Genomic DNA, 22,701 nt, shown 5'->3' on the forward strand with positions numbered 1-22,701 from the left:
ATGGGCTTATCCGCCGGTCAGGTCAGCCGCGTCGGGTCCTCGTTGTTCGGCCTGCTGATGGTGGCATCCGCCGTCGTCGGGTCGCACGGGCCGGCCGTTGCCGCCGGGGCTGCGGCCGCTCTTGCCGTGGCGGCGGGGATCGCGTTTCGGCCGGCGGCAACGATTGCTGTGCTGCTGTCGGTGTCGGTGCTGGTGATGTCGGACCCATCGCAGGGGCTTGCCGCACTGTCGGGGTTATGCGCAGCCGCCTACCTGGTGTGCCGGCACGCCATCGGTCTCGTGGTGGGCAGTTTGCCGACGATCGTGTCCGCCGCGGGATTCGCCGTTGCCGGATTGGTCGCGACGTCATTCCCGTTGCAGGTGCCGTGGTTGCCGTTGGTGGCACCGGTGGCGGTGGTGGCGATCTACGTGCTGGCCGCCCGCCCGTTCATCGGCTGAGTGTGGACCCGGTCGATGTTGCTGTCAGCAATAATGTTCAACGAATTTGACGGAACTCCCACATTCGCGCGGCGATTTTCCTAAAGTCTGCGATAACCGGTGTAGTGCTGTGCACGGTCGCCCGAAGCTCAGGCGTCCGTTGCGCTGCCCGGGGAGGAATGCGGTGTGGCGACCGGACGAAAGGACTAGCTGATGAACTTCTTTGTCTTGCCCCCAGAGATCAATTCGCTGCGCATGTTTACCGGTGCGGGGTCGGCGCCGATGCTGCAGGCGGCCGCAGCCTGGGATGGGTTGGCTGAGGAGCTGGGCACGGCGGCGCAGTCGTTCACGTCGGTGACCTCGGGGCTGACTGGCCAGGCGTGGCAGGGTGCCGCCGCAGCGGCCATGGCCGCCGCGGCGGCACCATACGCGGGATTCTTGGAGGCGGCCTCGGCGCGGGCGGTGGGAGCGTCGGCGTCTGCCAAGGCGGTGGCGAGTGCGTTCGAGGCAGCGCGGTCGTCCATGGTTCATCCGGTCGAGGTGGCCGCGAACCGGAATGCCTTCGTGAAGCTGGTCCTGTCCAACGTGTTTGGTCAGAACGCGCCGTTGATCGCGGCTGCTGAGGGCATCTACGAGGAGATGTGGGCCGCGGATGTGTCCGCGATGGTCGGGTATCACGGTGGGGCGGCGACGGCAGCATCGGCGTTGCAGTCGTGGCAACAGGCGCTGTCCGGGTTGCCGGGCCTGGGTCAGGCGGCAGCGTCGGCCGTCGGTGCGGCGGCCGCGTCACCGGCCGCGGCACCGTTTGGGATTGTGTTGTCCAACACGGGTCTTGGAAACACCGGCGACTGGAACGTCGGTGGCGGCAACAAGGGCTCGTTTAACCTGGGCAACGGGAACTTCGGCAGCCTCAACCTTGGCGGCGGAAACATCGGGAACCTGAACTCGGGTAGCGGCAACTTCGGGTTTGCCAACTTCGGCAGCGGAAACACTGGCAACACCAACTTCGGCTGGGGCAACCTCGGCAATCTCAACTTCGGCAGCGGAAACCGCTTCGGTAATGGGAACTTCGGCTTCGGAAATTTCGGCAGCAGCGGAAACCTGGGCAGTGGCAACACGTTTAACCCGTTCGATTTCAGTAGCGGCAACAACTTCGGGGATGCGAACCAGGGCGCATTCAACATAGGTAGCGCCAACATCGGCTCCTCCAACATCGGCTTCGCGAACGTCGGCGACAACAACTTCGGTTTCGGCAACCTCGGCAACAACAACATCGGCTTCGGGCTCACCGGTGACAACCAGGTCGGCTTCGGCGCCTTCAACTCCGGCGTCAACAACATGGGCTTCGGGAACTCGGGCGACAACAACATCGGCTTCTTCAACTCCGGTGACGGGAACTTCGGCTTCTTCAACTCGGGTACCGGCAACTTCGGCTTCGCCAACTCGGGCGACATCAACACGGGCTTCTGGAACGGGGGCTCGATCAACACCGGCTTCGGCAACGCGGGCGACCTGAACTTCGGTGCCGCGAACGCCGGCAGCAACAACGTGGGCTTCGGGAACGCGGGCGGAGCCAACCTGGGCCTTGGTAGCTCGGGATTCGACAATGCCGGCGGATTCAGTTCGGGCAGCCTGAATACCGGCTTCTACAACGCGGGCGACGCGAACACGGGCTTCGGCAACTACGGTAACGTCAATACGGGCCTGTTCAACTCCGGCGACTTCAACACGGCGATTGGCAGCGCGGCCACCCCGGCGGGTGCGACCTCGTCCGGCTTCGGCAACACGGGCAACAATGTGTCGGGCTTCTTCAACTCGGGCAACTTCACATCCGGCTTCCAGAACCGCGGCGACTTTAGCTCGGGATTCCAGAACACGGGTGTCGGCCAGACGGGCCTGTTCAACTCGGGCAATGACAACACCGGAATCGCAAACTCGGGCACCTTCGTTTATGGCATCGGTAACACGGCGATGACTGGCTTCAGCTCGGGCCTCTTCCACTCGGGCGTTGGCAGCTCCGGTGTTGGGAACTCCGGTGACGGCAGTGCGGGCTTGTTCAACCAGGGCGACAATCAGGCGGGTATCCTCGGTCAGCTCTAACGGAACGGGTATCCGGGTCTCGGTTCGTCGGCTAAAGATGCCGTGGTGCTGCGCCGGTTTCGTACCCGCCGCAGATCGGTTGTTGGAACGGGCCGAAACAGCGAACCCCCGTTGTAGCGCAACGCAACGCGTTTCCGGAGGCCGGCGCACATTCGGCTCTCTTGGTGGCGGTCGTACCCAAGGCACGGCTCGCCGTGGGCTATCCAGCGCGGTGGCGGAGACCAAGTACCGCGACGTCCACATGTCTGCCACGGCACCGCATTAGCCTCTGAACTTTCGGCCTCATGACTAGGGTCGGAAGGCCCTGTTGAACGCGAACGCGTTCGGGCGATGCTCGGTTTTCGCCGATCGGCCGATGATGGCCGGGGCTTGGAAGGGACGGGCGCGATGAATTTTTCGGTGTTGCCTCCGGAGATCAATTCGCTGCGAATGTTTTCTGGTGCCGGTTCGGCCCCGATGTTGCAAGCCGCGACGGCCTGGGACGGGTTGTCTGCTGAGTTGGGGTCTGCCGCGTCGTCGTTTTCGTCGGTGACGTTCGGGCTGGCGGGTCAGGCATGGCAGGGTCCGGCGGCGCAGGCGATGACCGCGGCGGCGGCTCCGTATGCGGGATGGCTGACCGCGGCGGCGGCGCGGGCGGCGGGGGCGGCTGCCCAAGCCAAAGCGGTGGCCAGTGTGTTCGAAGCCGCGCGGACCGCGATGGTCCGGCCGATACTGGTGGCGGTCAACCGCAATCAGTTCGTGCAGTTGGTGCTGTCCAATTTGTTCGGGCAGAACGCACCGGCGATTGCGGCTGCCGAGGCTCAGTACGAGGGAATGTGGGCCTCAGCGGTGGCCACCATGGCCGGCTATCACAGCGGGGTGTCGGTGATCGCCGGGCAGTTAGCGCCCTGGCGGGGCGTGCTGCAAGGTTTGGCGGGCCAAGTGGCCGGCGCGGTGTCGGCCAGCCCGATTGGGGCGGCCGCTGCTGCAGTCGGCTCGGCGGTGGCCGCTAGCCCGGTGGGGGCTGCCGCGGCGTCGATTCTGCCGGCGATCAATACCGGCTTTGGCAACACCGGTGCGTGGAACCTGGGCATCGGAAACATCGGCAACTACAACCTGGGCAGCGGAAACCACGGAGATCTCAACTTCGGCAGCGGAAACTTTGGCAACGCCAACTTGGGCAGCGGAAACGTCGCCAACGGAAACCTGGGCAGTGGCAACAGAGGCTTCTTCAACCTGGGCAACGGAAATTTCGGCAGCCTCAACCTCGGTAACGGCAATCGCGGCGATCTCAACTTCGGTAGCGGCAACACCGGACCCGTCGACGGCAACAGAAACTTCGGCTTCGGAAACTGGGGCAGCGCAAACCTGGGCAGCGGAAACCACTCCAGCAACAACTTCGGCTTCGGAAACTGGGGCCCCATGAACGTGGGCTCCGGCAACCACGGCTCCTACAACATCGGCTTGGGCAACTTCGGTAGCAAGAACCTCGGCTTCGGAAACCATGGCAACAACAACATCGGCTTCGGGCTCACCGGCAACAACTTGATCGGCATCGGCGGGCTGAACTCGGGCACCAACAACATCGGCTTCGGGAACTCGGGAAACAACAACATCGGGTTCTTCAACTCGGGTGACAACAACGTGGGCTTCTTCAACTCGGGCAACGGCAACTACGGATTTGCGAACTCCGGCAATATCAACACGGGCTTCTGGAACGCGGGCAATTGGAACACCGGCGTCGGGAACGGGGGCAACCTTGATTTCGGCTTCGGCAACGGGGGCATCAAGGACGTGGGCTCCGGCAACGCGGGCTCCGACAACATGGGCTTCTTCAATTCGGGCGATTTCAACACCGGCGACTTCAACTCCGGCGGCGGCACCTTCCCCGCACCGGGCGGAAACACCGGCTCCTTCAACTCGAGCCCGAACAACACCGGCTTCTTCAACTCGGGCGCCACCAACACGGGCCTGTTCAACGCCGGCAGCGTGAACACGGGCCTCGGCAGCTCGATCGACCAACCCGGATCGGTGTCGGGCTTCAACAACACCGGCACCGACGTCTCGGGCTTCAATAACACCGGCCCCGCCACCTCGGGCTTCCAGAACACGAACACGGGCCTCGGCTTGAATTCGGGCATCGGCAACTCGGGCGACGGCGATGCGGGCTGGTTCAACTCGGGCACGATCAACTCGGGCTTGTTCAACAAGGGCACCAACGACTTTGGCCTGGCCCACTCCGGTGAGCTGGTGTCGGGTGTCGCGAACGCGGGCATGTTCAGCTCGGGGTTCTTCAACACCGGTGACAATCAGTCGGGCTTTTTGCAGGGGATCTTGCCGACGGTAGCCATTCCGGCGTTGCCCCACCTGTCCGTGCCGGCGATCAGCATTCCGGGCATCAACACCGGCTTCGGGAACACCGGCAACTGGAACCTGGGCATCGGCAACATCGGCGACTTCAACCCGGGCAGCGGAAACACCGGCGACTTCAATTTCGGTAGCGGGAATGCCGGTGACTTCAACTTCGGTAGCGGAAATTTCGGCAACGCCAACCTGGGCAGCGGAAACCGCGGCTTCTTCAACCTGGGTAGCGGCAACCTGGGCAATACCAACTTCGGCATCGGCAACTTCGGCGATCTCAACCTGGGCTTCGGAAACCTCAACAGCGGTAACGTCGGCTTCGGGAATTTCGGCAACGGCAACATGGGGAGCGGAAACCGGGGCAGCTTCAACTTCGGCGGGGGGAACTTCGGCAGCTCCAACGTGGGCAGTGGAAACCACGGCTCCCACAACCTGGGCTTAGGCAACCTAGGCAACAACAATTTCGGTTTTGGCAACCACGGCAACAACAACATCGGGTTCGGGCTCACCGGCGACAACATGATCGGCATCGGCGGGTTGAACGCGGGCACCAACAACATCGGCTTCGGGAACTCGGGCAACAACAACATCGGGTTCTTCAACTCCGGAGACAACAACGTCGGCTTGTTCAATTCGGGCAACGCTAACTACGGTTTCGCGAACTCCGGCAGCGTCGACACCGGTTTCTGGAACACCGGCAGCAGGGACACGGGCTTCGGAAACGGGGGCGACAGCAACTTCGGATTCGGGAATGCCGGACGCTTCAACGTGGGGGCCGGCAACTCGGGCCTTGACAACATGGGCTTCGGAAACTCGGGCACGCGAAACACCGGCAGCTTCAACAGCTTCGCCGGGGACGGCGTCAATACAGGCTGGTTCAACTCGGGCAACGAGAACACGGGCTGGTTCAACTCGGGAGACCTCAACACCGGGCTGTTCAATGCGGGCAGCGTGAACACGGGCTTCGGCAGCTCGATCGACCAACCCGGTTCGGTGTCGGGCTTCGGCAACACGGGCACCAACATGTCGGGCTTCTACAATTCGGGCACCGATACCTCCGGCTTCCAGAACACGACCGGGGGCGCCTATGTGTCCGGCGTCCAAAACTCGGGCGGTGGCGGGCTAGCGGGCTTCTTCAACACGGGCATCGCCAACACGGGCATCGCCAACTCCGGCAGTGACAATGCCGGCGTCGGCAACTCGGGTAACGACAACTCGGGCGTTCAGAACTCGGGCACGCTGAGCTCCGGAGGCTTCAACACCGGTGACAGCCAGTCGGGGTTCTTCCACTAAAGCGTGGACGATCCGGCGGTCTGACTCAGTACAACGACTGGGCGGCGTGCTCGGCCAGGCCGGGCACCGGATGCGGCGCGATGCCAACAACACTGCATACTCCGGCAACGGCAGCGCGGCGCATTTCAATCAGTGTCTGAGAACCGGGCTGGCGGGCATCCTGCGCCCGCCCTGCCGAATCGGGCACCGGCGCTTCCGTCGGCACCGCAGGCGATGCCCATATTGCACTCCGCCGGTTCACCCGCTGCGACGCCACGCCGGGCGCATGGTTGAGCGGCATTGTCAGCTATTCGATCTAGCGTAGCTAGCCAGAAAGCCTTACAGCGTTAGTATGGCTGACATGGAGACAGTGACGAGCACCGAAGCAAAGAATCGGCTCAATGCCCTATTAGCCGAAGTTGAGCGCACCGGCGCCTCGATCACGATCACCAATTACGGTCGACCTGTCGCCATGCTTGTCCCTATCCAGCCCGTGCCGCGGCGGTTCGGTCAATTTCCGAATCTGGTGGTACCCGAGGACTTTGACGATCCGCTACCTGAGTCAGAGCTTGCCGCCTGGGAAGACAACGTGTCATGAACGTATTGCTTGACACTCACACGTTCCTTTGGCTGGTCAGCGAGCCAGCGAGGCTGGACGCCGACGCGCTGAGTGTTTTGTCGCGCTCTGACACCAACCTTTGGGTGACCGCCGGTTCGGCGTGGGAGATCGGCATCAAGACACGCCTTGGTCGACTCGACGGTGACGCACTTCTATCAACCTGGAGTGAGGTCATTGCGGACATGAGCGCTTCTGAGCTGGCTATTGATTCACAAGATGGCATCTTGGCGGCGCGACTACCCTGGGAGCACCGGGATCCCTTCGACCGCGTCGTCGTCGCACAAGCGCTCAGGCGCAACCTAACGATCGCGACCCGGGACGTTCGCATCCTGCAGGCTGCCCTCACTCCGACCATGAAGGTCTGAAGTCGATCCAGCAACCGTCGCGCCAGCTACCTCAGTGCAGTAATTGCGCGGCCTGATCGGCCAGGTCGAGCACCGGCTGCGGGATGATTCCCAAAACCACTGTGACCACGGCGCATATCGCGATAGCGGCCTTGCTCAGCACTCCGGGCGCCACCACCTGCGGTGTGTCGTCGGATCCCTCGGTGAAGAACATCAACACGATGACGCGCACATAGAAGTAGGCGGCCACCCCGCTGGCGATCACACCGATGATCACCAACGGCACCGCACCACCCTGGGCCGCGGCCCGGAACACCGCGAACTTACTGACGAACCCACTGGTCAGCGGGATACCGGCGAACGCCAGCAGAAACATCGAAAGCATCACGCCCACAATGGGTGAACGCTGGCCCAGCCCGGCCCAGTGCGACAGGTCGGCGTCCTCGACTCCGTCGGCGTTGCGGATCAGGCCAACGATGGCGAATGCGCCCACCGTGGAAAAGCTGTAGGCGACCAGATAGAACAACGTCGCCGATAGGCCCGCTTGGTTGTCGGCGATGACGCCGGTGAGGATGAATCCGACGTGTGCGACCGACGAATAGGCCAGCATCCGTTTGACGTCGGTCTGGTTCACCGCGGTGATGGTGCCTACCGCCATGGTCAGGATCGAAATCGCCCACAGCACCGGCCGCCACTGGTCGTGCAGCGGCGGCAGTGCTACATAGACCACGCGTAGCAGCGCACCGAACGCCGCCACCTTGGTGGCGGCCGCCATGAATCCCGTGATCGGGGTGGGAGCGCCCTGGTATACGTCGGGAATCCAGGAGTGGAAAGGAACCGCGCCGACCTTGAACAGCAGGCCGACCGACAGCAGTCCGACGCCGACCAAGGCCATCGACGTATCGCTTTGTGCTGCCAGCGAATCCCGGATGCCGGACAGGGTCAGGGTGCCGGTCGCACCGTACAGCAACGCCACGCCGTAGAGGAAGAACGCCGACGAGAAGGCGCCCAGCAGAAAGTACTTCAATGCCGCTTCCTGCGACAGCAGCCGGCGGTGACGACCGAGCCCGCACATCAAGTACAGCGGCAGTGACAACACTTCTAGCGCGACGAACATGGTCAACAGGTCGTTGGATGCGGAAAAGACCATCATGCCGCCGACCGACAGGGTCAGCAGCGGGAAGATCTCGGTTTGGGCGGCCCCCGCCCGCTCGGCTTCCCGTTCGGCGTCGCTGCCGGGCACCGCGGAAGCCTGCGGCGTAAAGGAATCCAGCCCGCCGCTGCCCGCCGCGACCGCCACCCGGTCCGGTGCGGCAACCCGACGCGCGCTGCGTTCGGCGATGAAGATGACCGCCATCACCGCGACCAGCAGCACGGTGCCCTGCAGGAACAGCGTCGGTCGATCCACCGCCACCGAACCGAGCACCGCGCGTCGACCGGACGCCGGAATCGCCCTGGCCACCATGATGACCGTGACGAATGCGGCGATCAATCCGCCGACGGTGAGCGTCACCTGGGCGCCGTATCGCATGCGGCGAGGCAGGAACGCTTCGGCCAGCACTCCGACGACGGCGACGCCGAAGACGATCAGCATCGGGCAGAGCAGGAAGTACTCAATGCTGGGGCTGGGCAAGGTCATTGGTGCGGTCCTTCGGCTGTCCGGGGAGTGCCGGTACCCATGGGTACATGAGGCGCGGGATCATGCTGGCCGATGGTGGTCATGGTGTTCTCGACCGCGGGGTTGATGAGTTCGAGCATCGGTTTGGGGTAGACCCCCAGCATGAGCAGCAACGCGATCAGCGGTGCCACCACAATCATTTCGCGGGGCACCAGATCACCGATCCGTTCGTTGCCCTTGGCCACCGGCCCGGTCATCACCCGCTGATAGAGCCACAGCATGTAGATGGCCGACAGGACCAGGGCCGTGACACCGAACGCCGTGGCCAGCCAGTAGCGGTTGAAAGTGCCCAGCAGTACCAGGAATTCGCTGACGAACGGGGCCAGGCCGGGCAGCGACAAGGTGGCCATGGCCGAAACCATGAAGGTGCCGGCCAGGATCGGGGCCACCTTCTGCACACCGCCGTAGTCGGCGATCGACCGGCTGCCGTGGCGGGAAATGAGGAAGCCGGCGATCAGGAACACCGCCGCCGTGGACAGGCCGTGGTTGAGCATGTACAGCGTCGACCCGCTCTGCCCCTGGGTGGTCATCACGAAGATGCCCGCGATGATGAACCCGAAGTGCGAGATCGAGGTGTAGGCGATCAGCCGCATGATGTCGGTCTGTCCGATCGCCACCACCGCGCCGTAGACCACACCGATGATGGCCAGCGTCACGATCAGCGGACGGAAATAGGTTGAGGCATCGGGAAAGAGCTGTAGGCAGTAGCGCAGCATGCCGAAGGTGCCGACCTTGTCCATCACCGCCATCATCAGCACCGCGGTCGCGGGTGTGGACTCGACCGCGGCGTCGGGCAGCCAGCGGTGGAAGGGCCACAGCGGGGCCTTGACGGCGAATGCGAACATGAAACCCAGGAACAGCGCCTTGAACACCGCCGGGTCCACGCCGTAGCGGCCCGAGGCAACACCGGCCACGATCTCGCGGAAGTCGAAGGTGCCCGGACCGTGTTGCGCGGTCACGACGTATAGCCCGATCACCGCGGCCAGCATGATCAGCCCGCCGAACAGGTTGTACAGCAAGAACTTCACCGCGGCACGCGAGCGCCCCAGACCCTGGCCGAAGCCGCCGATGAGGAAGTACATCGGGATCAGCATGGCTTCGAAGAACACGTAGAACAGCAGCACGTCCAGCGCGACCAGCGAGATCAGCACCATCGACTCGATGGCCAGGGTCAAGGCGACATACGCGTGCACCCCGCGGGTGCGCTCACCACCGTCGTTCCAGCCGGCTACCAGCAGCAGCGGAATCAGCACCGTGGTCAGCAGCACCAGCACCACCGCGATGCCGTCCACCCCGAGGGTATAGCCGGCGCCGAAAGCCGGTATCCAGGAATGCTTTTCGACGAACTGGTATGGCTCGGTGCCAGTTTGGGAGCCCGGCCTGAAGCCGATTGCGATCACGACCGAGACCGCCAGCGTCGCACCGCTGACGATCAGCCCCGTCCACTTGGCCAGCCGGCGCAGTCCGGGGGGCAGCAGGATGACCAGCACCGAACCGGCCAGCGGCACCAGCCACAACGTGCTCAGCCAGGCAAAGTTGCTCACCACAGGTTCACCGCCAACAGCACCGCGGCCACCAGCACCGCACCGACCAACATCGACAGCGCGTAGTTGCGGGCGAAGCCGGTTTGCATGCGCCGCAAGCGGTTCGACGTCCGGCTCACCAGCGCGGCCAGCGCGTTGACCGACCCGTCCACCCCCGCATTGTCGACTTCGACCAGCGTGTCCGTCAGTCGGGCGCTGGGACGCATGAACACCTCCTCGTTGAAGGCGTCGCCGTAGAGGTCGGCGCGCGCGGCCGTCGTCAGCACCGACACCTGGGTGGGGGCCACCCGCGGGATCGGTGCGGTGGCATACATCCGGTAGGCCACCGCGATTCCGGCGGCGACGACGGCGAGCGTCACCGTGGTGCTGACCCAGGCCGGAATGGCGTGGGTGGCTTCTTCGGGTACGCCGACGACGGGCTCGAGCCAGTGCCGCAGGGTTCCGCCGACCGCGAACAGGCCCCCGGAGAACACCGAGCCGACGGCCAGCACGATCATCGGCCACGCCATCAGCCCCAGCGCCTCGTGCGGATGCGACCCTGGCGCCCAACGCTTTTTGCCGAAGAAGGTCATCAGCATCACCCGCGTCATGTAGAACGCGGTGACGCCGGCACCGAGCAGCGCCGCTCCGCCCAACACATAGCCCCGGGCTCCGCCGACGCTCAGCGCCGCTTCGATGATCGCGTCCTTGGAGAAAAAGCCCGCGAACGGCGGCACCCCGATGATCGCCAGATAGGCCAGCCCGAAGGTGACGAACGTGATCGGCAGCGCGGCCCGCAGTCCGCCGTAGCGGCGCATGTCCTGTTCTTCGTTCATCGCGTGGATCACCGCGCCGGACCCGAGGAACAGGCCGGCCTTGAAGAAACCGTGGGTGAGCAGGTGCATGATCGCGAAGGCGTAACCGGCCGGGCCCAGACCGGCGGCCAGGACCATGTATCCGATCTGGCTCATCGTCGATGCGGCCAGTGCGCGTTTGATGTCGTCCTTGGCGCAGCCGATGAACGCGCCGAACAGCAAGGTGACGGCGCCGACGACGACCACGGCCAGCTGAGCCTCCGGCGACAGGTTGTACAGCGGGCTGGACCGCACGATCAGATACACGCCGGCGGTCACCATGGTGGCGGCGTGGATCAGCGCGGACACCGGGGTGGGGCCCTCCATCGCGTCGCCCAGCCAGGCCTGCAGCGGAACTTGGGCGGATTTGGCGCACGCGCCCAACAGCAGCAGCAACCCCATCGCGGTCAGCGCACCGCGACCAGCGGCCGGCGCACCGGCGAACACTCCGGCGTAGGACAGCGTCCCGAACGTGGCGAACATGACGAACATGCCCAGCGCCAGTCCGGCGTCACCGACCCGGTTCATCACGAACGCCTTCTTGGCCGCCGTCGCCGCCGACGGTTTGTGATACCAGAAACCGATCAGCAGGTAGGAAGCCAGGCCCACGCCTTCCCAGCCGACATAGAGCAGCGCATAGTTGTCGGCGACCACCAGCAGCAGCATCGAGGCCAGAAACAGGTTGAGGTAGCCGAAAAATCGGCGGCGGTCCGGGTCATCGGCCATGTAGGCGACCGAATAGATATGGATCAGCGATCCGACGCCGGTGATCAGCAGCACGAAGCACATCGACAACTGGTCGAGCTGCAGCCCGAAGTCGACCTGGAGGCCGCCCACCGGGATCCAGGTGTACACCGTCTGGCGGATAACGCGGGCGCCCTCGCCCCGGCCGAGCATGTCGGCAAGCAATGTCGCGCCCACGCCGAACGACGCGACGGCCGCCGCACAGCCCAGCCAATGACCCCACGCGTCGGTTCGTCTGCCGCCGAACAACAAGATCGCGGCACCCGCCAGCGGCAGCGCCACCAGCAGCCAGGTGTAGTGAGTCCCCAAAGAATTTGTCACGGTGGCGTTCTTAGCCTTTGAGTAGGTTCGCGTCGTCGACCGACGCCGATTTGCGGGCACGGAAAATCGTCATGATGATGGCCAGGCCGACGACGACTTCACAGGCGGCCACCACCATGGTGAAGAACGCGATCATCTGTCCGTCGAGATGGCCGTGCATCCGCGCGAACGTGACGAACGCCAGATTGACCGCGTTGAGCATCAACTCGACGCACATGAACATGACAATCGCGTTGCGTCGCAGCAGTACACCGGAGGCGCCGATGGTGAACAGCAGCGCCGAAAGGTAAAGGTAATTGGCCGGGTTCACGACGTACCTCCTTTGACCGTGTCGGCGGAGGGGGTCGCTGTGCCGTCCGCGCCCCGGGCGCGCAATATCGGGGAGACCGACAATTCCGAGTACGTGCCGTCGGGCAGCAGCGCTGCCGAATCGACCGCGTTGCGGCGGGCGTAGACGCCCGGGTTGGGCAGGGGGGTGGGGTGTCCGCCGGGACGGAAGCGCTCTTGCGAGAGCTCACGCTGGGTCTTGCGACGCTCGAAGCGCTCTCGGTGAGCCAGCACCATCGCTCCGATCGCGGCGGTGATCAACAGCGCGCTGGTCAGCTCGAAAGCCCAGAGGTAGCGAAAGAAGATCAGCGCCGCCAAGCCTTCGACATTGCCGTTGGCGTTGGCGGCGGTCAGTCCGGCGAAGCCGCCGGTCGCCACGTTGCCGATGCCGCCGACCAGCAGGATGCCGAACCCGATCCCGGTGGCCACCGCGGCGACCCGCTGTCCGCGCAAGGTTTCCTTCAGCGATTCCGCGGAGTCCACGCCGATCAGCATCAGCACGAACAAGAACAGCATCATCACCGCGCCGGTGTAGACCACGACTTGAACGACGCCCAGGAACAGCGCGTCCTGGACCATGTAGAACACCGCCAGGATGATCATCGTCATCGCCAGAAACATCGCCGAGTACACCGCGTTCACGGCCATCACCACCCCGAGCGCGCCGATCAGTGCCAGCGCGCCCAGGATCCAGAACGTCACCGCTTCACCGGTGGAGGTTCGAACGAGGGTGTCCTGCGCCAAATCAGCGGCCAGTAATGCGGTCACCGGGAATCTCCGGCCTGCTGCGGCTCGCGTAAGCCCTGCGGGGTGACGTTGCCCAGGTAGTAGTCCTTGTCGGTGGCGCCCGCAGCCCTGGGGTGCGGCGGCGCGGTCATCTCGGGCAGTAGCGGAGCCAGCAGCCGGTCCTTCTCGTAGATCAGGTCGGCGCGGTTGTCGTCGGCCATCTCGTAGTCGTTGGTCATGGTCAGCGCGCGGGTGGGGCACGCCTCGATACACAGACCGCAACCGATGCATCGCAGGTAGTTGATCTGGTAGACCCGGCCGTACCGCTCGCCGGGGGAATACCGCGCCTCTTCGGTGTTGTCGGCACCCTCGACGTAGATCGCGTCGGCCGGGCACGCCCAGGCGCACAACTCGCAGCCGATGCATTTCTCCAAGCCGTCGGGGTACCGGTTGAGCTGATGACGGCCGTGGTAACGCGGTGCCACCGGACCGGGCTTTTCCGGATACTCCTCGGTCACCGTCTTCTTGAACATCGACCCGAGCGTTACGCCGAATCCAGCTACGGCGTCCAGGAATCTAACCACGCGCGTTCTCCTTGCTCGCACCAACTGGCTGCGCCAGTGGTTTCATGGGCAGCGGCGGTGTCGGGAATACCGGTTCGGCGCCGCCGCGCTCGGCCACGCTTTCGGCGCGCTGCCGGCGGCGCTTCACCCGAGCGCCCGGGCTTCGTAGCGACATCACCAGGCCCGTGGTTACGACGAGGCTGCTGACCACCAACGTCGCCGTCCAATACTGGTATCCCTGGTTGCGCAGCGCGCGGATGACGGCGGCGACCATGATCCACAGCAGCGAGACGGGAATCAGCAATTTCCAGCCCAGCGCCATGAATTGGTCGTAGCGAAGCCGCGGCAACGTGGCCCGCAGCCAGAAATAGATGAACAAAAAGCCCCACACCTTGGCGGTGAACCAGAGCACTGGCCACCAGCCGGCGTTGGCTCCGGCCCACATGTTCAGCGGCCAGGGAGCATGCCAGCCGCCCAGGAACATCGTCGCGGCCAGCGCCGAAACGGTTGTCATGTTGACGTATTCGGCCAGCATGAACATCGCGAACTTCAGCGACGAGTACTCGGTATGGAAACCGGCGACCAGCTCACCTTCTGCTTCGGGCAGGTCGAACGGCGCCCGGTTGGTCTCGCCCACCATGGAGATGAGGTAGATCACGAACGACGGCAGCAACAAGAAGACGTACCAGACCCGGTCTTGGGCGGCGATGATCTGTGACGTCGACATGGTGCCGGCGTAGAGGAACACGGTCGCGAACGACAACCCCATCGCGACCTCGTAGGAGATCACCTGCGCGGTCGAGCGCACCCCGCCGAGTAGCGGATAGGTGGAGCCGGACGCCCAACCGCCGAGCACGATGCCGTATACCCCGACCGCCGACAGGGCCAGGATGAACAGCACCGCGACCGGCAGATCGGTCAGTTGCAGCGGCGTCCGGTGACCGAACACCGACACCTCGGGGCCGAACGGGACGAACGCAAATGCCGTGAACGCGGGAATCACCGAGATGATCGGGGCCAGAAAATACACGAACTTGTCGGTGCCGCCGGGAGTGATGCTTTCCTTGAGCGCCAGCTTGATTCCGTCGGCAAGACTTTGCAACGCGCCGTGCGGCCCCGCCCGGTTGGGGCCGGGGCGCAGTTGCATCCGGCCCAGCAGCTTGCGCTCGGCCAGGATCGCCACCAGCACCGTCAGCATGAGGAAGACGAAAATGGCGATCGCCTTGGCTACGACCAGCCACCAGACGTCGTGCCCGAACGGGGTCATCGGCACCGCTCCTCCACATCACTTCGTTCTGCGTCGTCGCCGGCGGCGCGGGTCATTCGCTCACTCCAATGCGCACGACGCTGCCCAGACTCGCGCCCAGCTGCCGGTACACCGCCGAACCGGAGGAGTTCAGCGGAAGCCACACCACCCGATCGGGCATGTCGGTGACGCACAGCGGCACGGTGATCGATCCGCGCGAAGTGCTGACGGTGACATCGTCGCCGTCGGCGGCGCCGATCTCGGCTGCGGTGTCGGCCGACAGCCGCACCACCGGCGGGCGCACGGTGCCGGCCAGATGCGGTTCGCCGTCCTGCAGCCGGCCCGCGTCGAGCAGCATCCGCCAACCGGTCAGCACCGCCTCGCCAGTGCCTGGTTGGGCGGGCCCGGGCGCGGCAACATGCGGGCCGGCGGCGTGTTTGCCGTCCCAGGTGCCCAGCGCGGCAAGCTCGGCGCGGGCCGCTTCGACGTTGGACACGCCCAGATAGACGCCCATCTCGTCGGCCAGCGCGTCGAGCACCCGGTGATCCGACTGGCCGGCTTGCGCAATGGTGCCCTGCAGCGCGGGCTTGAACCCGCGGTAGCGGCCCTCCCAGTTGACGAAGGCGCCGGCCTTCTGCGCCGTCGGGGCCACCGGGAACACCACGTCGGCGCGCTCGGTGACGGCGCTGTGCCGCAATTCCAAACTGACCACGAACCCGGCGGAGTCCAGTGCGGCGAGCGCCGCGTCCGGATCGGCGAAGTCGCCCGGTTCGACACCGCCGACCAGCAGCGCGCACAGCGCGCCGTCGGCGGCGGCGGCCAGCATCCCGTCGGCGTCACGCCCTGGGGCCGAGGGCAATTCGGCCACGTGCCAGGCGTCTCGGACCTGCGATCGGGCGGTCTCGTCGGCCAGCGGACGGCCACCGGGCAGCAGTCCCGGCAGCGCGCCGGCTTCCAGCGCGCCCCGTTCCCCGGCGCGGCGCGGCACCCAGGCCAGCCGAGCTCCCGTGGAGTCGGCCAGCCGTGCCACGGCGGACAATCCACCGGCCACCGTGGCCAAGCGTTCCCCGACCATGATGACCGCTCCCGGTGTGGCCAGCAGATCACCCACTTCACCGGTGGCCAGTCCATCCAGGGCCGCGGGCTCCGCGCCGGGAACGGTTTTGATCAGCGTGCCGGACATCTTCTGCAGCCCGCGGCTGGCGAATGGGGCGATCGCATACACCGGAACCTTGTGTTTGCGGGCTGCCTTGCGCAACCGCAAGAAGACGATCGGGGACTCGTCTTCGGGCTCGAACCCGACCAGCAGCACCACCGGAGCCGATTCCAGGTCGGCATAGCTGACGGCTTTCGGCCGGCCGGCAACGCGGGCCGCCAGGAAGTCGGCCTCCTCGGCCGAGTGCGGCCGGGCCCTAAAGTCGACGTCGTTGGTGTCCAACACAATTCGCGCGAACTTGGCGTAGGCGTAGGCGTCTTCCCAGGTGACCCGGCCGCCGACCAGCACACCGGCGCGACCGCGGGCCGCTTCGAGTCCTTGGGCCGCGGCCACTATGGCGTGCGACCACGACGCGGGCACCAACTCGCCGTCGGCATTGCGGATCAGGGGAGTGGTGAGGACGTCCGGCTGGGTCGCGTAGGTGAAAGCCCACCGGCCCTTGTCGCAGTTCCACTCCTCGTTGACTTCCGGGTCGTCGCCGGCGAGGCGGCGCAGCACCTTGCCGCGGCGGTGGTCGGTGCGTTGGGCGCAGCCCGACGCGCAGTGCTCACAGACGCTGGGGCTGGATACCAAGTCGAACGGACGCGCCCGGAATCGGTAGGCAGTCCCGGTCAGCGCGCCGACCGGGCAGATTTGCACCGTGTTGCCCGAGAAGTAGGAGTCGAACGGTTCGCCTGTATAGATGCCGACCTGCTGCAAAGCGCCGCGCTCCTGCATTTCGATGAACGGATCGCCGGCGATCTGTTCGGAGAAGCGGGTGCAACGGGCGCACAGGATGCAACGTTCCCGGTCCAGCAATACCTGTGCGGAGATGTTGATCGGCTTGGCGAACGTGCGTTTGACGTCGGTGAAGCGGGAGTCGGGCCGGCCGTTGGACATGGCCTGGTTCTGCAGCGGGCATTCGCCGCCCTTGTCGCACATCGGGCAGTCCAGCGGATGGTTGATCAGCAGCAGCTCCATGACGCCGTGCTGGGCTTTGTCGGCGGCTTCCGAGGTGAGCTGGGTGCGTACCACCATGTCGTCGGTGCAGACCGTGGTGCACGAGGCCAGCGGTTTGCGTTGTCCCTCTACCTCGACCAGACATTGGCGGCACGCGCCGACCGGGTCGAGCAGCGGGTGGTCGCAGAACCGCGGGATCTGGATGCCCATCAGCTCGGCCGCGCGGATCACCAAAGTGCCTTTGGGGACGCTTATTTCGTTTCCGTCGATGGTCAGCGTCACCATCTCCGGCTGGGCCACCCGGTTTTCGGTGTCGGCCGTTTGGGTCACGCCTTGTCTCCGTTCGCCATGAGCATGGATTCCCGGGGGTCGAACGGGCATCCGCCGCCTTCGACATGCGCGACGTATTCGTCGCGGAAGTACTTGATGGATGACATCACCGGGCTTGCGGCGCCATCGCCCAACGCGCAGAACGCTTTTCCCAAAATCGAGTCCGAGATGTCGAGCAGTTTGTCGATGTCCTCGTGAGTGCCCCGGCCGGTTTCCAGCCGCTCGTAGATCTTGTCCAGCCAGAACGTCCCTTCGCGGCACGGTGTGCATTTCCCGCATGATTCGTGTTTGTAGAACTCGGTCCAGCGCCGCACCGCACGCACCACGCAGGTGGTCTCGTCGAAGATCTCCAGTGCTTTGGTGCCCAGCATGGAGCCCACGGCACCCACACCCTCGTAATCCAATGGCACGTCGAGGTGCTCGTCGGTGAGCAATGGTGTGGAGGACCCGCCCGGCGTCCAGAATTTCAGCCGGTGTCCGGCGCGGACCCCGCCGGCGTAGTCGAGCAGCTCGCGCAACGTGATACCCAGCGGCGCCTCGTACTGCCCGGGACGGGTGACGTGCCCGGACAACGAATACAGCGTGAAGCCAGGCGATTTCTCGCTGCCCATCGACCGGAACCAGTCGACGCCGTTGAGGATGATCGACGGGACGCTGGCGATGGTCTCGACGTTGTTGATCACCGTCGGGCAGCCGTACAGCCCCGCAACAGCGGGAAAGGGTGGCCGGAGCCGCGGCTGGCCGCGGCGGCCTTCGAGCGAATCGAGCAGCGCGGTCTCCTCGCCGCAGATGTAGGCGCCCGCACCCGCGTGTACCACCAGCTCCAGGTCGAAACCCGACCCGGCGATGTTGCGGCCCAGGTAACCGGCGGCGTACGCCTCGGCCACCGCGTTGTGCAGCCGGCGCAGCACCGGCAGCACCTCGCCGCGCACATAGATGAAGGCGTGGTGGGCCCGGATCGCGTATGCGGCGATGATGATGCCTTCGACGAGCACGTGCGGTGTCGCCAGCATCAGCGGAATGTCTTTGCAGGTGCCGGGTTCGGATTCGTCGGCGTTGACCACCAGGTAGTGCGGCTTGGCGGCCGGACCCTTGTCCCCTTGGGGGATGAACGACCATTTGGTTCCGGTGGCGAATCCGGCGCCGCCGCGCCCGCGCAACCCCGAGTCCTTGACGGTGCCGATCACGTCGTCGGGGTCCATGGCCAAGGCCTTCTTCATCGCCTGGTAGCCGTCATGGCGCTGATACGTCGCCATGGTCCATGACTCGGGGTCGTCCCAGTAGCGGCTGATCACCGGGGTCAACGGGGTTGCCTGCGAGGTCATCACTGGCCTTCCGGGGTGGTTTCGGGCCCGGGTGGCGCCTGCATGTCGTTTTCCTTCGCCACCTGCAGCCCGGCCAGCGTGGCCGCACCGGCGCCGCCCTGGCCCTGATCGGGACGCTGATCCGGCAAACCCGCCAGGATGCGCGACGTCTCGCGGAAGGCGCACAGCGGCGCCCCCCGGGTAGGCGGCTTCGGTGTGCCGGAGCGCAGCGAGTCGACAAGCTCGCGTGCCGACTCCGGTGTCTGGTTGTCGAAAAACTCCCAATTGACCATGACCACCGGGGCGTAGTCGCAGGCGGCGTTGCATTCGATGTGTTGCAGGGTGATCGACCCGTCGGCGGTGGTCTCGTCGTTGCCGATACCGAGATGGTCTTTGAGGTTCTCGAAGATGGCGTCGCCGCCCATGATGGCGCACAGCGTGTTGGTGCATACGCCGACCAGGTAGTCGCCGGTGGGGCCGCGCCGGTACATGGTGTAGAAGCTGGCCACCGCCGAGACCTCGGCCCCGGTCAGCCCCAACTGGTTTGCGCAGAACTCCAGACCCGCCGGCGTCAGGTAGGAGTCCTCACCTTGCACCAGGTGCAGCAGCGGCAGCAGCGCCGAACGCTTGTTGGGGTAGCGGCCGATGATCTCCTTGGCGTCGACCTCCAGCCGCGCTTGCACCTCGGGCGGATACGACTGTGGCGCACCCTCCACCATGAACTGGTTGGGTTCTTCGGGCGGCGGCCCGAGCCTGATGAATACCGGTTGCCCCTGCGGTCCGGTCATCGGTCCACCCCGCCCATGACGGGGTCGATGCTGGCGACGGCGGTGATCAGGTCTGCGACCATGCCGCCCTCGCACATCGCGGCGACCGACTGCAGGTTGGTGAACGACGGATCCCGGTAGTGCACCCGGTAGGGGCGGGTCCCGCCGTCACTCACCATGTGCACGCCGAGCTCTCCGCGCGGTGATTCCACCGCCACATAGACCTGGCCCGGCGGTACCCGGATGCCCTCGGTCACCAACTTGAAGTGGTGGATCAGTGCCTCCATCGAGCTGCCCATGATCTTGGCGATGTGCTCTTCCGAATTGCCCATCCCGTCCGGGCCGACCTTCAGGTCGGCGGGCCAGGCTATCTTGCGGTCCTCGATCATGGTGGGGCCCGGCTTCAGCTTGTCCAGGCACTGCTCGACGATCTTCACCGACTCCCACATCTCTTTGACCCGAATCATGTAGCGCCCGTAGGCATCACACGCATCATCAGTGATCACGTCGAATTCGTAGTTCTCGTAACCACAGTAAGGTTCGCTCTTGCGCAGGTCGTGCGGTAGTCCGGTGGAACGCAGGATCGGGCCGGTGATACCCAGCGCCATGCATCCGGCCAGATCGAGATATCCGATGCCCTGGGTGCGGGCTTTCCAGATGGCGTTTTCGTTGAGCAGATCACCCAATTCGCGCAGCGGGTGCCGCAGCTGGGTGAGGGCTTCGGCGATGTCGCTTGCCGCGTTGGGCGGCAGATCCTGCGCCACGCCGCCGGGCCGGATGTAGGCGTGGTTCATCCGCAATCCGGTGATCGACTCGAACACGTTGAGGATGATTTCGCGCGCCCGGAAGCCGATGAACATCGCGGTCATCGCGCCCAGTTCCATGCCGCCGGTCGCCAGTGCGACCAGGTGCGACGAGATGCGGTTGAGCTCCATCAGCAGCACCCGGATGACGTTGACCCGCTCCGGTATCTGCTCGGTGATACCGAGCAGCTTCTCCACACCCAGGCAGTACGCGGTTTCGTTGAAAAACGGTGACAGGTAATCCATTCGGGTCACGAAGGTGACGCCCTGGGTCCAGTACCGGTATTCGAGGTTTTTCTCGATGCCGGTGTGCAGATAGCCGATTCCGCAGCGGGCCTCGATGATCGTTTCGCCTTCGATCTCGAGGATCAGCCGCAACACCCCGTGGGTGGACGGGTGCTGGGGTCCCATGTTGACGACGATGCGTTCGCCGGGGTCCGCTTTGCGGGCGGCCTCGACGATGTCCTCCCAGTCCTGGCCACCGGCGACCAGGACGGTGTCGGTTTCACTCATCAGTTGTAGCCCCTACGTTCGTCGGGCGGGGGTATTTGCGCGCCCTTGTATTCGACCGGGATGCCACCGAGTGGGTAGTCCTTGCGCTGCGGATGACCGTGCCAGTCGTCGGGCATCTCGATGCGGGTCAGTGACGGATGCCCGTCGAAGATGATCCCGAAGAAGTCATACGTCTCGCGCTCGTGCCAGTCGTTGGTGGGGTAGATCCCATAGAGCGACGGGATATGCGGATCACTATCGGGCACAGACACTTCCAGCCGGAGACGACGGTTGTGGGTGATCGACTGCAGGGGGTAGACGGCGTGCAACTCCCGGCCGGTCTCGTGCGGGTAGTGCACGCCGTTGACGCCCAGGCACATTTCGAACCGCAATTCCGGTTCGTCGCGCAGGCGTTGGGCGACTTGTGGCAGTCGTTCGCGGCGGACGTGCAGGGTCAGTTCGGCCCCCTTGTCCGGCGGGTACACCACGACTTTCTCGATGGCGTCGTCGAATTCGACACCCTCGCCCTGCAGTGCTTCGGCCAGGCGGTCGGCAATGTCGTCGAAATAGCCGCCATACGGCCGAGGGCTGCTGCCCGGCAACGCGACCTGACGCACCAGCCTCCCGTATCCGGACGTGTCACCGGTGTCGCTGACGCCGAACATCCCGCGGCGAACGTCGATCACTTCTTCGTCGGCGCGGGCGATCGCCTCCCGCGGGTCTTGGTCTGGGGAGCTCATCGCAGCAGTCCGCGCATCTCGATGGTGGGCCTGGCCAGCAGCGCCGCCTCCTCGGCCTCGGCGATGGCACGTTCCCGGTTGACACCCAACGGCATTTCCTGAATCTTCTCGTGCAGCTTGAGGATTGCGTGCAGGAGCATCTCGGGACGCGGCGGACACCCCGGCAGGTAGATGTCAACGGGAACAACGTGGTCCACACCCTGGATGATCGCGTAGTTGTTGAACATCCCGCCGGACGACGCGCAGACCCCCATGGCGAGAACCCATTTCGGCTCGGCCATCTGGTCGTAGATCTGGCGCAGCACCGGCGCCATCTTCTGGCTGACCCGTCCCGCCACGATCATCAGATCCGCTTGCCGCGGCGTCGCCGAGAATCGCTCCATCCCGAAGCGGGCCAGATCGAACCTCGGTCCGGCGGTCGCCATCATTTCGATCGCGCAGCACGCCAAGCCGAACGTCGCCGGCCACAGTGAGTTCTTGCGGACGTAGCCCGCCACCTTCTCGACTGTCGACAGCAGGATCCCGCCGGGTAGCCGTTCTTCCAGTCCCACGCCCTACCTCAATCCCATCTCAAACCCATCTCAGCCCTCAATCCCACGTCAGGCCCCCGCGGCGCCACACGTAGGCGTAGGCAACGAACACCGTGAGCATGAATATCACCATCTCGACCAGCGCGAAGGTGCCCAGCGCGTCGAAACTGACCGCCCACGGATACAGGAACACGATCTCGATGTCGAAGACGATGAACAACATTGCGGTCAGGTAGTACTTGATCGGGAACCGCTGCCCGGCCGTCGCGTGCGGGCCGCTCACCGAGCTGTCTGTCGGTTCAATCCCGCATTCGTAGGCCGCGAGCTTCGAACGGTTGAAGCGCGACGGGCCGGCCAGGCTTGCGATCACAACCGAGAACACGGCAAAGGCGGCGGCGAGCGCCGCCAGCACCAGGATGGGTATGTAGACGTTCACGTCGCTCCATGATCCGTCGTATTGGCCGCCGACACGGCGGCCGGGCGGTGACCGGGCTGCTGTGACGGGC

20 protein-coding genes are annotated in these 22,701 nt (G+C 65.0%); 5 read left to right on the forward strand and 15 right to left on the reverse strand.

The window, feature by feature from the left end; all coding sequences use genetic code 11:
- From EET03_RS06200 to EET03_RS06210, 3 genes are all read left to right on the forward strand, one after another.
- The gene (locus tag EET03_RS06200) at positions 1-438 is read left to right on the forward strand and encodes a hypothetical protein (RefSeq protein WP_075543388.1); all 438 of its coding nucleotides are present in this window, start codon (positions 1-3) and stop codon (positions 436-438) included.
- Between the two features lie 192 nt (positions 439-630).
- The gene (locus tag EET03_RS06205) at positions 631-2,517 is read left to right on the forward strand and encodes a PPE family protein (protein ID WP_099194019.1); all 1,887 of its coding nucleotides are present in this window, start codon (positions 631-633) and stop codon (positions 2,515-2,517) included.
- Positions 2,518-2,904: 387 nt separating this feature from the next.
- Positions 2,905-6,150: a PPE family protein gene (locus EET03_RS06210; protein WP_099194020.1), complete on the forward strand. Its 3,246-nt coding sequence runs from the start codon at positions 2,905-2,907 to the stop codon at positions 6,148-6,150.
- A gap of 25 nt (positions 6,151-6,175) precedes the next feature.
- Here EET03_RS06210 and EET03_RS30080 read toward each other — a convergent pair whose 3' ends face one another.
- Complete coding sequence (locus tag EET03_RS30080; protein WP_167470593.1) at positions 6,176-6,337, reverse strand: hypothetical protein; 162 nt, start codon at positions 6,335-6,337, stop codon at positions 6,176-6,178.
- Positions 6,338-6,490: 153 nt separating this feature from the next.
- On the opposite strand from EET03_RS30080, the gene EET03_RS06220 reads away from it, so the two are divergent.
- Together EET03_RS06220 and EET03_RS06225 are read left to right on the forward strand one after the other, a co-directional pair.
- On the forward strand, positions 6,491-6,727 hold the full coding sequence (locus EET03_RS06220) for a type II toxin-antitoxin system Phd/YefM family antitoxin (RefSeq protein ID WP_075543384.1): 237 nt from the start codon (positions 6,491-6,493) through the stop codon (positions 6,725-6,727).
- Positions 6,724-7,113 (forward strand): type II toxin-antitoxin system VapC family toxin, encoded by a 390-nt coding sequence (locus tag EET03_RS06225; RefSeq protein WP_036419022.1) that lies wholly within the window; start codon positions 6,724-6,726, stop codon positions 7,111-7,113. The genes EET03_RS06220 and EET03_RS06225 overlap by 4 nt, the downstream gene beginning before the upstream one ends.
- 31 nt (positions 7,114-7,144) lie before the next feature.
- Here EET03_RS06225 and nuoN read toward each other — a convergent pair whose 3' ends face one another.
- From nuoN to EET03_RS06295, 14 genes are read right to left on the reverse strand one after another with little or no spacing between them, the layout of a single operon-like run.
- The gene (nuoN, locus tag EET03_RS06230) at positions 7,145-8,731 is read right to left on the reverse strand and encodes an NADH-quinone oxidoreductase subunit NuoN (protein WP_075543383.1); all 1,587 of its coding nucleotides are present in this window, start codon (positions 8,729-8,731) and stop codon (positions 7,145-7,147) included.
- Entirely contained in the window at positions 8,728-10,314 is a 1,587-nt protein-coding gene (locus EET03_RS06235; protein WP_099194021.1) for an NADH-quinone oxidoreductase subunit M, read from the reverse strand. Before EET03_RS06235 ends, nuoN begins: the two co-directional genes overlap by 4 nt.
- Positions 10,311-12,212, reverse strand: coding sequence for an NADH-quinone oxidoreductase subunit L (nuoL, locus tag EET03_RS06240; protein ID WP_075543381.1), 1,902 nt, complete (start codon positions 12,210-12,212; stop codon positions 10,311-10,313). The genes EET03_RS06235 and nuoL overlap by 4 nt, the downstream gene beginning before the upstream one ends.
- A 10-nt stretch (positions 12,213-12,222) precedes the next feature.
- On the reverse strand, positions 12,223-12,522 hold the full coding sequence (nuoK, locus tag EET03_RS06245) for an NADH-quinone oxidoreductase subunit NuoK (protein ID WP_007168303.1): 300 nt from the start codon (positions 12,520-12,522) through the stop codon (positions 12,223-12,225).
- Positions 12,519-13,295, reverse strand: a complete 777-nt coding sequence (locus tag EET03_RS06250; RefSeq protein ID WP_099194336.1) for an NADH-quinone oxidoreductase subunit J — start codon at positions 13,293-13,295, stop codon at positions 12,519-12,521. Before EET03_RS06250 ends, nuoK begins: the two co-directional genes overlap by 4 nt.
- Before the next feature lie 8 nt (positions 13,296-13,303).
- A complete protein-coding gene (nuoI, locus tag EET03_RS06255; RefSeq protein WP_063471417.1) occupies positions 13,304-13,849 on the reverse strand; it encodes an NADH-quinone oxidoreductase subunit NuoI in 546 nt (181 codons plus the stop codon).
- Positions 13,842-15,095, reverse strand: a complete 1,254-nt coding sequence (gene nuoH / locus EET03_RS06260; protein ID WP_075543405.1) for an NADH-quinone oxidoreductase subunit NuoH — start codon at positions 15,093-15,095, stop codon at positions 13,842-13,844. The genes nuoI and nuoH overlap by 8 nt, the downstream gene beginning before the upstream one ends.
- 52 nt (positions 15,096-15,147) lie before the next feature.
- Complete coding sequence (locus EET03_RS06265; protein WP_075543379.1) at positions 15,148-17,559, reverse strand: NADH-quinone oxidoreductase subunit G; 2,412 nt, start codon at positions 17,557-17,559, stop codon at positions 15,148-15,150.
- On the reverse strand, positions 17,556-18,884 hold the full coding sequence (gene nuoF / locus EET03_RS06270; RefSeq protein ID WP_075543378.1) for an NADH-quinone oxidoreductase subunit NuoF: 1,329 nt from the start codon (positions 18,882-18,884) through the stop codon (positions 17,556-17,558). The genes EET03_RS06265 and nuoF overlap by 4 nt, the downstream gene beginning before the upstream one ends.
- The gene (nuoE, locus tag EET03_RS06275) at positions 18,884-19,651 is read right to left on the reverse strand and encodes an NADH-quinone oxidoreductase subunit NuoE (RefSeq protein WP_075543377.1); all 768 of its coding nucleotides are present in this window, start codon (positions 19,649-19,651) and stop codon (positions 18,884-18,886) included. The genes nuoF and nuoE overlap by 1 nt, the downstream gene beginning before the upstream one ends.
- Complete coding sequence (nuoD, locus tag EET03_RS06280) at positions 19,648-20,946, reverse strand: NADH dehydrogenase (quinone) subunit D (RefSeq protein WP_063471413.1); 1,299 nt, start codon at positions 20,944-20,946, stop codon at positions 19,648-19,650. Before nuoD ends, nuoE begins: the two co-directional genes overlap by 4 nt.
- On the reverse strand, positions 20,946-21,665 hold the full coding sequence (locus EET03_RS06285) for an NADH-quinone oxidoreductase subunit C (RefSeq protein ID WP_075543376.1): 720 nt from the start codon (positions 21,663-21,665) through the stop codon (positions 20,946-20,948). Before EET03_RS06285 ends, nuoD begins: the two co-directional genes overlap by 1 nt.
- Complete coding sequence (locus EET03_RS06290) at positions 21,662-22,216, reverse strand: NuoB/complex I 20 kDa subunit family protein (protein ID WP_075543375.1); 555 nt, start codon at positions 22,214-22,216, stop codon at positions 21,662-21,664. Before EET03_RS06290 ends, EET03_RS06285 begins: the two co-directional genes overlap by 4 nt.
- Positions 22,217-22,253: 37 nt before the next feature.
- Entirely contained in the window at positions 22,254-22,631 is a 378-nt protein-coding gene (locus EET03_RS06295) for an NADH-quinone oxidoreductase subunit A (protein WP_036404186.1), read from the reverse strand.
- Positions 22,632-22,701: the final 70 nt, after the last annotated feature.

The sequence above is a fragment of the Mycobacterium innocens genome, assembly GCF_900566055.1.
Taxonomy (GTDB): domain Bacteria; phylum Actinomycetota; class Actinomycetes; order Mycobacteriales; family Mycobacteriaceae; genus Mycobacterium; species Mycobacterium innocens.

Bases quoted from the DNA above. Each gene is read 5' to 3' on its own strand.
- EET03_RS06200 (WP_075543388.1), top strand. From the start codon at position 1: ATGGGCTTATCCGCCGGTCAGGTCAGCCGCGTCGGGTCCTCGTTGTTC.
- EET03_RS06205 (WP_099194019.1), top strand. From the start codon at position 631: ATGAACTTCTTTGTCTTGCCCCCAGAGATCAATTCGCTGCGCATGTTT.
- EET03_RS06210 (WP_099194020.1), top strand. From the start codon at position 2,905: ATGAATTTTTCGGTGTTGCCTCCGGAGATCAATTCGCTGCGAATGTTT.
- EET03_RS06220 (WP_075543384.1), top strand. From the start codon at position 6,491: ATGGAGACAGTGACGAGCACCGAAGCAAAGAATCGGCTCAATGCCCTA.
- EET03_RS06225 (WP_036419022.1), top strand. From the start codon at position 6,724: ATGAACGTATTGCTTGACACTCACACGTTCCTTTGGCTGGTCAGCGAG.
- nuoN (WP_075543383.1), bottom strand. From the start codon at position 8,731: ATGACCTTGCCCAGCCCCAGCATTGAGTACTTCCTGCTCTGCCCGATG.
- nuoH (WP_075543405.1), bottom strand. From the start codon at position 15,095: ATGACCCCGTTCGGGCACGACGTCTGGTGGCTGGTCGTAGCCAAGGCG.
- nuoF (WP_075543378.1), bottom strand. From the start codon at position 18,884: ATGACCTCGCAGGCAACCCCGTTGACCCCGGTGATCAGCCGCTACTGG.
- nuoE (WP_075543377.1), bottom strand. From the start codon at position 19,651: ATGACCGGACCGCAGGGGCAACCGGTATTCATCAGGCTCGGGCCGCCG.
- nuoD (WP_063471413.1), bottom strand. From the start codon at position 20,946: ATGAGTGAAACCGACACCGTCCTGGTCGCCGGTGGCCAGGACTGGGAG.
- EET03_RS06285 (WP_075543376.1), bottom strand. From the start codon at position 21,665: ATGAGCTCCCCAGACCAAGACCCGCGGGAGGCGATCGCCCGCGCCGAC.